Annotated in this window: 7 protein-coding genes and 1 pseudogene; 4 read left to right on the top strand and 4 right to left on the bottom strand. The window is 46.2% G+C overall.

The window, feature by feature from the left end; genetic code table 11:
* The first annotated feature begins 219 nt into the window (after positions 1-219).
* Positions 220-717 (top strand): ferritin-like domain-containing protein, encoded by a 498-nt coding sequence (locus QUA77_RS21770; protein WP_333452458.1) that lies wholly within the window; start codon positions 220-222, stop codon positions 715-717.
* A 266-nt stretch (positions 718-983) separates the two neighbouring features.
* On the opposite strand, the gene chlP is transcribed toward QUA77_RS21770, so the two are convergent.
* Positions 984-2,204, bottom strand: a complete 1,221-nt coding sequence (chlP, locus tag QUA77_RS21775) for a geranylgeranyl reductase (protein ID WP_242723505.1) — start codon at positions 2,202-2,204, stop codon at positions 984-986.
* A gap of 505 nt (positions 2,205-2,709) precedes the next feature.
* Here chlP and QUA77_RS21780 point away from each other — a divergent pair.
* Positions 2,710-3,102 (top strand): hypothetical protein, encoded by a 393-nt coding sequence (locus QUA77_RS21780; RefSeq protein ID WP_333035963.1) that lies wholly within the window; start codon positions 2,710-2,712, stop codon positions 3,100-3,102.
* 484 nt (positions 3,103-3,586) lie between these two features.
* On the opposite strand, the pseudogene QUA77_RS29400 reads toward QUA77_RS21780, so the two are convergent.
* Positions 3,587-3,709 (bottom strand): annotated as a pseudogene (locus QUA77_RS29400) (IS1 family transposase); the annotation flags it as partial.
* Positions 3,710-4,174: 465 nt separating this feature from the next.
* Here QUA77_RS29400 and QUA77_RS21785 point away from each other — a divergent pair.
* Complete coding sequence (locus QUA77_RS21785) at positions 4,175-9,544, top strand: AAA family ATPase (RefSeq protein ID WP_333452459.1); 5,370 nt, start codon at positions 4,175-4,177, stop codon at positions 9,542-9,544.
* 128 nt (positions 9,545-9,672) lie between these two features.
* Here the strand turns inward: QUA77_RS21785 and QUA77_RS21790 are convergent, their stop codons facing one another.
* Together QUA77_RS21790 and QUA77_RS21795 are read right to left on the bottom strand one after the other, a co-directional pair.
* Positions 9,673-9,816 (bottom strand): hypothetical protein, encoded by a 144-nt coding sequence (locus tag QUA77_RS21790; RefSeq protein ID WP_333452461.1) that lies wholly within the window; start codon positions 9,814-9,816, stop codon positions 9,673-9,675.
* A 161-nt stretch (positions 9,817-9,977) separates the two neighbouring features.
* Positions 9,978-10,781, bottom strand: coding sequence for a calcium-binding protein (locus tag QUA77_RS21795; protein ID WP_333452463.1), 804 nt, complete (start codon positions 10,779-10,781; stop codon positions 9,978-9,980).
* Between the two features lie 61 nt (positions 10,782-10,842).
* Here QUA77_RS21795 and QUA77_RS21800 point away from each other — a divergent pair.
* On the top strand, positions 10,843-11,193 hold a 351-nt coding region (locus QUA77_RS21800; protein WP_333452465.1), incomplete at its 3' end, for a hypothetical protein.

Here is an 11,193-nt window from a genome sequence, read left to right on the forward strand (position 1 = left end):
TCTGCCTTCAGAAGGTTCGCCCCACTTTCAGGAAGCGTTCAGAACGAGGATCTTGTTCAAGCATAACCCAACTGCTAATAATTCTCAATAGGTTTACAAAAAAAATTTCCTACTCTATAAAATCTTCTACTATCGAGGCAGACGCTGCTTGACTGGTAAATTTACGGTGCTAGACTGACTCTATTGGCAACAAAACTGCCTATTGAGAGGAGAACACACATGGCTGAGACTCAGAGTGCATTGAGACCGTTTGGGCACATAGCCGAAAACCCAGTTCTACTGGAACATTCAGTCACAGCACCGATTTGTGAAGGGATGAACGCGCTGCTGGCCAGTTTTCAGGCTCTATACCTGCAATATCAAAAACATCATTTTGTGGTGGAAGGGGCAGAATTTTACTCCTTGCACAAATTCTTTGAAGAAAGCTACGGAGAAGCTCAAGATAGCGTCCACGAGTTGGGCGAACGGTTAAACGGGTTGGGCGGCATACCGGCAGCTAGCTTTAGCAAGTTAGCCGAGCTGTGCTGTTTTGAGCCGGAAGCAGACGGCGTGTATTCCTGCCGCCAAATGCTAGAGCACGATTTAATTGCGGAGCAAGCTATTCTCGGTTTGCTGCGGCGTCAAGCAGGACAAGCAGAAAGTTTGGGCGATCGAGCTACCCGCTACCTCTACGAAAAAATCCTGCTAAGCTGTTCAGCATTTAAATTTTTTGCCTGAAAGCCAGGGTGCAAGGAGTCTAGGCTTCAAAAATCCCAATTTAAATGCGTATCAGCTTAAAAACAGAAGAGCGAGCTTATCACATTTCCCACTTCCTCGCCCCCGATACCTTAGTGCAGTTGAACTTGAACTAACAATTCTTCTTCTTCTTCCTCTTCCTTCGCGCCCTTTGCGCCTTCGCGGTTCGTTATCTTAGATCAAAAAAAAAGCGAGCAGTTTTGTGACTGCCCGCTTTTTTTATACAAAGTGCGCTTACCCGTAAGGAATTAAGGCGCTAAAGCATTGCCGCGCAACAAGCTACCAATGGTTTTGGCAGTAATCTTCATCTGGATGAAAGGATTGGCCGGTACTACTGTCTTATACAAGTAGCTATCGAATGTGAGTTTCTGCACATCGCGATCGGCACACATTTCCACAAAAGCTTCGCGAGTAGCGTCGGAACGGTAAAACACGCGCTGCAAAATGTCCAGAACTTTGTAAGTAATGCCGTAGGCTTTATCCCACCGCTTCAGGTAAATCTTAATTTCCTCTTCAGTCGGAATGCGCGCGCCTTTATTGGAAATCTCCACAATAGTTTCGGCGCACATCCGGCCAGACTTGGCGGCAAAATAGATACCTTCGCCGGAAGACTTGGTAACGTAACCTGCTGCATCGCCTACGAGAGCAACTCGGCCGACAACCCGGCGGGGACGCGGATGTTCCGGGATGGGGTGAGCTTCCACTTTGATAATCTCACCGCCCATCAGTTTTTTGGCAGCGCGGGCGCGGACTCCTGCTTGCAGCTTTTTGATGCTGGCTTGATTTACTTTCATCGTGCCGGTACCGACGGCTACGTGGTCGTATTTGGGGAACACCCAAGCGTAGAAGTCGGTAGATACGTCGTCGCCGACGTACATTTCGGCTAAGTCTTCGTAGTAAGCCATTTTATCTTCTGGCAGGCGGATGCGCTCTTGGAAGGCGATCGCATAGTTGTAATCACCAGCGTCGATCGCCTTTGCTACGCGGGAGTTAGCGCCGTCAGCCCCGATTACTAAATCCACCTTCAGAGTTTTCTGAATTCCCATTGCGCTGCCGTCGGAGTGGTCGGCATAGTGGAGAGTATAGGGGTCTGTATTGTTGCCGGGAATTTCTAACTTGTGAACGGTGCCGTTAATCAGTTTTGCACCCAAGGACGCCGCGCGATCGCGCATGAAGCCATCGAGCACTTCGCGGCGGCACATACCGATGTATTCATGTGCGTTTTCAATATTGATGTCCACCTCGACGTTGGAGGGGGAGATCATTTTCATTTTTCTGACTTGGCGGTCAATAATACTTTGCGGCAAGTCAAATTCGCTGACCATGCACAGGGGAATCGCCCCACCGCAGGGTTTGGCGTTGTCTAATTTACGCTCGAATAGGTATGTTTCGATGCCTGCTTTTACCAATGTTTCGGCGGCGGAAGAACCCGCAGGGCCTGAACCTACTACTGCAACCCTTAGTGTCAAAGCTTTTCTCTCCAGTTTTTTTCTATAGGCATTACTCAGGTGTGATGGTATCACGGACTTTGGATGCGGTGGCGTGAAGCAGGGGAGATTTCAATGAAATGAAACAGAGCTTAACAGTTCGATACGAAAATCGGGTCTGGGGCAGTAGGTGCGATCGAAGATCTTAAATCTTTAACGGCAGATGAAGGCGGATGTGCGTTAATGTGCCCTGATGTGCCCTGGTGTGCGATCGAACTTCTAAGAACAAGCTTTCGGGCCTGTTCCACAACAGATGAATTTTCTGCTTGTGGGGTGGGCTTCTAGGCTGAACAAGCTTTCGGGCCTGTTCCACAACAGATGAATTTTCTGCTTGTGGGGTGGGTTTCTAGGCTGAACAAGCTTTCGGGCCTGTTCCACAACAGATGAATTTTCTGCTTGTGGGGTGGGCTTCTTGCCCGCCCCTAAGAGGTTAGAACCAGTCCAATAAGTTACATTAAAGTTACTTGCACTTATATCTAAAATTCTTATGCTCGGTAATTTTCAACAAAGCAACCTGCGGATTGAGCTTGAAGCTTCCGAAACAGCGATTAGAGACAGCTTGTTGCGTCCGAGTCAATTGCAGCAGTGGCTGTGGCCGCAGCAGTTGTCTAGCGGTTTGCCGGAAGAATTTGCTCAAGGTTTGACCTTTACAAGTTGGCTGGGCCCCGTGGCAGTTCAGCATCACGTTGATATTGTTGAGCACAATTGTCTGCGGCTGTTATTGAGTCAAGGAATTGACGGATTTCACGAGTGGTATTGGGGCGATGGTTGGGTGCAGTCTCGGTTGGAGGGAGTGTCGCTGCTGCCGCTGAATTTGGGACAAACGGCTAGTTTGTTGCGGCTGCGGGAGTTTGTAGCGGGGAAGGGTAAGCAGAAGTAGATAAATGACTGTCCAAAATCATGAGAACAAAGTCTGGTAGTCCTGCATAGCAACGAAAAATTCTTAATCCTTTTAGGGATAAAGAAGCGTTGTAATGATGAATAAAATACCACAAGGCTCCCACACGATTGGAGAGCTTTTTAGATTAGGAAACACTCTTTCTTACAAAAATAGCGAGATATCCTGTACATCAGGGAGTTCTTGCATCTTTAGAGATCAGAAGTTTTGCCCGTATCTTTCCCGACAGATTTGTGTCGCTGGCGAGGCAAAACTTTTTTATATGCGACTCAAAAATCTGTATAATAGACGGCACATTGTCTGTCAACTACTGGGAGGGAATCCGACAAACCTTTAGCACCCCTTTCAACTAGACTTCCTATATATAGCCACCCTAAATCATTGGTGAATTTCTTCCTCCCTCCCCTTAGTAAGGGGAGGGCTGGGTGGGGTGGGGTAAAAAATTTACGACTCATGTAGGATTGCTATAAACCGCTAGAATTTCTTTGGTTAAGGCATCAATTGGCAGGTCTTTCCACTGCTTGTTCCCCTTATTGCCTACAAACGACTACATTTCATCATGTTGGATCGTTAGCTTGGCTGGTTTTTTTGACTTTACTTGAAATTTCCGGGGGACTGATGCTAATTGTTGAAAAACAAATAGTATTGGAACCAGCGGGGGGACACCCTCGTGACTTTGATAATCGCGACTCAAGATACTTTTTCTAATAAAAGCTAATCTCTCAAATCCTTTGATGTTTGCGGTTTTAAAGAAACTGCCTATAACACTATATACATTTAAAGTTTTGCTTAGCGCGGGAGGTGGGACAATTTTTAACGATGTTTGGAGAACCGAAACGGGGACAATTCATGGAGTTGAGAATTAACAAGGCTTAGATACGTCGCATCATAACTCCTTACCCTTACTCTGCCAGACCATCTGAAAGCCACTTCGCTGCCGAAAAACTAGGAGTGTGTTATAAAAACATAATTTGTTCCTTTTTAAAGCGCTATTCTCGACACAACGAACCCGGTGCGTTTTGACTTCGCTTTAATTTTTATTAAAAAAATAAATATGCTCTCCATTCCAGGCATTGCCGTCCAGACACTTCTCTATGAAAGTGCCAACTCTCTGGTTTACCGCGCCATCCGGGAAGCGGATCACCAACCACTCATCCTCAAACTGCTCAAAGAAAGCTACCCCACACCTCAAGAATTGCTACGCTACCGCACCGAATACCGTATCACGCGAGAGCTGAAAGAGGCGGGAGTCGTGCAAGTTTATGACTTGCAAAAATACCAAAATAGCCTCGTGATTTTTGTGGAGGACTTTGGCGGGGAATCCTTAAAAATATGGATGCAGCAGCGAAAGTTTAGCCTCAAGGAGTTTCTTCTCCTGGCGATCGCAGCCACTGAAACTTTAGGGCAAATTCACAGGGCCAAAATCATCCACAAAGATATTAACCCCTCAAATATTGTTTACAACCCGGAAACGGGACAGCTTAAAATTATCGACTTTGGCATTTCCACTCAGCTAACGCGAGAAATGCCAACCCTGAAAAATCCCAACGTTTTAGAAGGAACCCTCGCTTACATCTCCCCGGAACAAACTGGTAGGATGAATCGCTCTATCGATTACCGCACTGACTTTTACTCCCTCGGCGTCACTTTCTACGAATTGCTGACAGGAAAACTGCCTTTTGAGACAGAAGACGCTTTAGAGCTAGTTCACTGCCACATTGCCAGACAACCAGTTCCCGCGCACGAAATCAAGCCAGAAATTCCCCTAATTGTCTCCCAAATTGTCAGCAAGCTGATGGCAAAAAATGCGGAAAATCGCTATCAAACTGCATTGGGACTCAAGCAGGATTTAGAAAGGTGTCTGGTTCAATTACAAGAAACCGATAGCATAGAAGAATTTGACTTAGGAACGCTGGATCTTACAGATCATTTCCTGATTCCCGAAAACTTATACGGCAGAGAAACAGAAGTTGCTCATCTATTAGCGGCCTTTGAAAGAGTTCGTAATGCTAGTGCCGAAATGATGTTAGTAGCTGGCTTTTCCGGGATTGGTAAAACCGCAGTAGTAAACGAAGTCCACAAGCCGATCGCCCGACAGCGTGGCTATTTTATCAAAGGCAAATACGACCAATTCCAGCGCAATATCCCCTTCAGTGCATTTGTGCAAGCATTTCGGGAACTGATGGGACAATTGTTATCAGAAAGTGACGCTCAGTTACACAGATGGAAAACCCTGATTCTCACCGCAGTAGGCGAGAGCGGGCAAGTGTTGATTGACGTAATTCCTGAATTAGAACACATCATTGGCCCTCAAATTCCTGCACTAGAATTGTCGGGGAGTGCAGCACAAAATCGCTTCAATCTGCTGATGCAGAAATTTGTGCAAGTATTTACCCAAGCAGAACATCCCTTGGTGATGTTTCTGGACGATTTGCAGTGGGCAGATTCAGCATCTTTGAAGTTATTACAACTATTGATGGAAGATACGGGGCATCTGTTAGTATTGGGTGCTTATCGGGATAATGAGGTATCACCGGCTCATCCGTTTATGTTGACTGTGGATGAGATTGTGAAGTCTGGGGCAGTGGTGAATACGATTACCCTGCAACCGTTGAGTTTAGCAGATCTCAATCAGTTGGTAGCAGATACGCTGATTTGCGATTTATCTTTTGCTCAACCTTTGACAGAATTGGTTTATCAAAAAACCCAAGGTAATCCGTTTTTCTCGACTCAATTCCTCAAGGCGTTGCATGAAGATGGTCAAATTATTTTTAACCCCCCTCAATCGCCTCTGAGTAAGGGGGCCAGTAAAGGGGGATGGCAGTGCGATATTAATCAAGTTAAATTTGCCGACGCCTCGGATGTGGTGGAGTTTATGGCGGCGCAATTGCAGAAGTTGCCTGCCGAAACTCAGGATGTTCTCAAACTTGCCGCGTGCATTGGGGCGCAGTTTGATTTAGAGACAGTGGCAATAGTCAGCGAAGAATTACCAGAAGAAACGGCATCAGCGCTGTGGAAAGCCTTGCAAGAAGGACTCATTTTAGTGATTTCAGAAGGCTATAACTTCATTCAAGCAGATGCTCAATCCCCGAATCAGTCTGTTGCTAATCCCACTTATAAGTTCCTGCACGATCGCGTCCAGCAAGCGGCTTATTCCCTAATCCCAGACGACCAAAAACAAGCCACTCATCTAAAAATCGGACAGTTACTGCTACAAAGTTCTTCCGAGATAGAAATAGAAGAAAAAATCTTTGATATTGTCGGGCATTTAAATCAAGGAATTGAGTTAATCCATCAATTAAGTGAACGCTCAGCCTTAGCCCAACTCAACTTAGAAGCTGGACGTAAGGCTAGAAATTCTACCGCCTACGCTGCGGCAAATATCTATCTACAAACGGGAATTGAGCTACTGACACCTCAATGCTGGCAAACTCAATATGAATTGACACTAAATCTATATGTTGCTGCCGCTGAAGCTGCCTATTTGAATGGTGACTTTGATGGTATGGAACAGATGGCAGCACTGGTTTTGCAAGAAGCCCAAACAATTTTAGATCGAGTTAAAATTTACGAAATTAAAATTGCCGCTCAGACAGCCCAGAGCAAGGTGTTAGAAACGATCGCAGTAGCAAGAGAGGCACTCTTACAATTGGGGATTGAACTTCCTGCCGAACCTGATGAAGCCAAGATTGGCAAAGCGCTACAAGCCCTTGCCGCCCTCCTCGGCGGCAGAAAGATTGAGGAATTGGTTGACCTACCTGTGATGACAAATCCACAGAATCAGGCAGCTATGCAACTGTCTGGTATGTTGTTTCCACCCATTTTCCAGGGAATGCCCGGTTTGCTGCCCCTGCTGAGCTCCACGATGGTGAGTTTATCACTCTCCTTTGGGAATGCGCCCGCATCGACGGTGGGTTATGCGATGCACGGGATGGTGTTATGTGCCTTTTTACAAGAGGTGGAAACTGGCTATGGCTTTGGGCAATTGGCACTTTCATTGCTGGATAGGTTGAATGTGCCCGAATTCAAGTCCACAGTTCTACTTTTGTTTGGTGGCTGGATTCAGCATCGCCAAGAATCTCTTTTGGCAACGATACCGACGCTGAAAGATGGCTATAGGTTTGGTATGGAAACAGGCGACTTTGTAGACGCTGGCTACAACATATATATTTGCTTTTATACTCATTTATTCGCTGGTGTAGAACTAGACACTTGGGAACCAGAAATAGCAAGTTATAGGGCGGTAATGGCGCAGTTGAAACAATATTCTGCGCGGGTTTATTTGGATATGATTCAGCAGACGGTGCAAAACTTGAGGGAAACCCATACTCGGCCGGATTTGTTAATAGGCGAGGCCTACGATGAAACGGTGATGATTCCCAAGCACTATCAGGATAATGAATTTACGGCGATCGCCTGTGCCTGTATCTTCAAACTGCTGCTTGCTTACTGCTATGGCAATTACACGGCTGCCCTAGACCACATTACCCAAGTCAAACAGTATTTGATGGGAGTATCGGGATCAGCTTTTGTTCCAATTTTTCATTTTTATGCCGCCCTGACGCACCTGGCACTTTTTCCCACACAGCCAGCCATTGAGCAAACTGACATTATTGCCTTAGTGGAAACCCATCAAAGCACGCTGCAACAGTGGGCGCAAAATGCTCCGATGAATTATCTGCATAAATGGTATTTAGTGGAAGCAGAACGGCAACGGGTGTTGGGCAATAAAGCCGAGGCGATTGAAATGTACGATCGCGCCATTTCAGGAGCCCAAGAAAACGAATATGTTAATGACGAAGCGCTGGCAAACGAACTAGCAGCCAAATTCTACTCGGAATGGGGCAAAACAAAAGTTGCTCAAGCCTACATATTTGATGCGTATTATTGTTATGTTGAATGGGGAGCTACTGCTAAGGTAACGGATTTAGAAACGCGATATCCTCACTTATTGGCGGTAACTCAACCGGGAAGGAACAACACCCAAACTACCGTAGCAATGACAACGACTGGTTCGGGGAATCACCTAGATATCGCCGCAGTCATGAAGGCTTCTCAGGCGATTTCTGGAGAAATTATGCTAGATAAGCTACTGTCTAGCTTGATGAAAATTTTGATGGAAAATGCAGGGGCGCAACGAGGCTATCTGATTTTGTTAAGCCAGGGACAACTGTTCATTGAAGCTGAAGGGAAAATCGATGACGAACTCGTCACCGTGTTGCAGTCAATCCCCGTTGAAACCTGTCAAGAACTTTCCTCCGCAATTGTCAATTATGTGAGTCGCACTCAAGAAAGCGTGGTACTAGATGATGCTGCGCGATCGGGACAATTTACCAACGACACCCACATCCGAAAGCATCAGCCCAAATCAATTTTATGTGTGCCGCTGATTAACCAATCTCAAATCATTAGTATTGTTTACTTAGAAAATAATCTAACAGCGGGTGCTTTTACCCCTGAAAGAGTGGAACTATTAAAAGTGTTATCTGGACAAGCAGCTATCTCGATTCAAAATTCTAAGCTTTATACAGAAGTACGCAAAAATGAAAGCAGGCTGGCTCAACTAAACAAAGCTTACGAGCGATTTATTCCCCATCAATTCCTCCAGTTTTTAGAGAAATCAAGCATCATTGATGTGGAATTGGGCGACCAAGTGCAGTTAGAAATGTCGGTGTTGTTTTCCGACATTCGCGACTTCACCACGCTTTCGGAAACTATGACGCCGGAGGATAATTTCAAATTTATCAATTCTTATCTCAGTCGCATGGAACCCGTCATTAATGAAAATAAGGGGTTTATTGACAAATATATTGGCGATGCGATTATGGCGCTGTTTAGTGGGGAAGCGGATAATGCGGTGAAAGCGGGAATTGCTATGCTGCACCGCCTCGCTGAATACAATGAATACTGCGCTAACGCTGGCTGTGCGCCGATTCAGATTGGGATTGGGATTAATACGGGTTCTTTGATGCTGGGAACTGTGGGAGGACCAAATCGCATGGACGGGACGGTAATCAGCGATGCGGTGAATTTAGCTTCTCGTGTAGAAAGTTTGACGAAAAATTATGGGGTGGCGCTATTAATTACCCAGCCAACTTATACGCGCCTGAAAAATCCATCCCAGTACGCAATCCGCACTCTCGATACGGTAAAAGTCAAGGGCAAATCCGAAGCTGTGACGATTTATGAGGTGTTTGATGCAGATCCGCCAGAAATTAAACAGGCCAAGTTAGCTACGCTGGAATTGTTTGCAGAAGCTAGGGCACTTTACTCGGAAGGGAAGTTATTTGAAGCGGCGCGGCTGTTTTCCGAATGTTGGCGTCAGAATCCGGGCGATCGCGTGGCTAAAATTTACTGGGAACGCTGTGAGTCTGCATTGTTGACTCGCACAAAAATCAAAGACAGGCTACACAATTTACATTAAGCGGTTGCTATGCCTGAAAATCACAGCAAAAGTGCGATCGACTGCTGAGACACCCTACAAACTAGGCGATCAAAATCGGGTAGGTATGTTGTAGCGCTAAAGCGCTAAAGTGCCACAACATAGGAAGTCTAAAAAGTTACTGCTTGAACTATACTGCTGGCAGTGACTCCTTTCAAGACAGCTAAATATTCCCCTGTTACCTGATACTGAATTATAGTATCGCTGTAAGGATTCAGGTCTAAAAACTTGCGGCTCCAACGCTTGTCTGGCAAGGGTTGTAGGGCAAAATAAGGGTTTTTGCCTTTCGTGGTTGATTGTCAATAAAGGACGAAAAACTGTCATTTTTGGTCTTTTATTGAGAATAGAGATTTATTTAGCATCAAGCTCCAGATCTAAAGTCTTTGCCCAGCAAGGAGTTCAGTGACCTGAATCCTTACGTATCGCTAACAAAAGCGCCTGTTCCTTGATAAATATTTAACTGGCTAAAAGCAAGGGGGCTAATTAAATCAATTTTGTCTTGATTGAGGGTAAAATCAGTAATCACATCAGCAGAGGCTAAGTCTGTTGAACCCGTGCCGATCGCGATCGCAAACACATCAAAACCCAATCCGCCTGTGAGAGTGTCGGCCCCCATTTCTCCAAATAAGTAGTCATTGCCCCCGTCGCCAAACAATATATCGTCGCCATCGCCTCCGTAAATGCGATCGCTTTCCTTACCTGAGTAAATCAAGTCAAAGCCGCCGTCACCCTGAATAAATTCAATGCCTTGGCCGCCAAAAATAATGTCATTGCCATCGCCACCGCTAATACCGTCATCACCTTTTTGTCCGTAAAGCAAGTCATCCCCTGCTTTGCCATCAAGATAGTCATTGCCGCGGCGTGCGTGGATCATGTCGTTTAATGCCGATCCTGTGATGCGATCGTCCTTGTCTGTCAAACCGATTACTGACTTTTTCAACAAGGTTTTGATATCGCCTAAGTTATCGTTATCGCTGATATTGACTGTGAGAAAGGCGACTAGATTATTATACAATGTGTCTGTGCTGCTAGTGGCGTGGCTAATTGGGCTGACACGATCGCCCTCAACAACTGCATCGTCAACAGCAGTCACCGTTACCGTTTGAGCGACATTCCAATTGGCGGGAGTAAAAGTAAGGGCAGGTTGGCTGACAGTAACTTGAGTTTCAGGGGTAATGGCGACGGTGACATTAGCAGTTGGTTGAGTATTTAGTCGCACTTTGTATATATCGCTGCCCAAGCTTTCGAGTACGTTGGTACTGCCAAGTGGTTGAATGATAATGACACCGGGAGTATCTGGAGTTGGGGTGGGAGTCGGAGTCGGAGTTGGCGTTGGAGTCGGAGTTGGGGTGGGAGTCGGAGTCGGAGTTGTTGTCGAAGTCGGAGTTGTTGTCGAAGTCGGAGTTGTTGTCGAAGTCGGAGTTGTTGTCGAAGTCGGAGTTGTTGTTGGAGTCGGAGTTGTTGTCGAAGTCGGAGTTGTTGTCGAAGTCGGAGTTGTTGTCGAAGTCGGAGTTGTTGTCGAAGTCGGAGTCGGTGTTGGCGTGGGAGTAGGAATCGGCGTGGGAGTAGGAATCGGCGTGGGAGTAGGAATCGGCGTGGGAGTAGGAATCGGCGTGGGAGTAGGAATTGGC

This window comes from Microcoleus sp. K5-D4, from assembly GCF_036704575.1.
Taxonomy (GTDB): Bacteria; Cyanobacteriota; Cyanobacteriia; order Cyanobacteriales; family Microcoleaceae; genus Microcoleus.

Excerpts from the sequence above, each read along its gene's own strand:
- QUA77_RS21770 (WP_333452458.1), top strand. The coding sequence starts at position 220 with ATGGCTGAGACTCAGAGTGCATTGAGACCGTTTGGGCACATAGCCGAA.
- QUA77_RS21780 (WP_333035963.1), top strand. The coding sequence starts at position 2,710 with ATGCTCGGTAATTTTCAACAAAGCAACCTGCGGATTGAGCTTGAAGCT.
- QUA77_RS21785 (WP_333452459.1), top strand. The coding sequence starts at position 4,175 with ATGCTCTCCATTCCAGGCATTGCCGTCCAGACACTTCTCTATGAAAGT.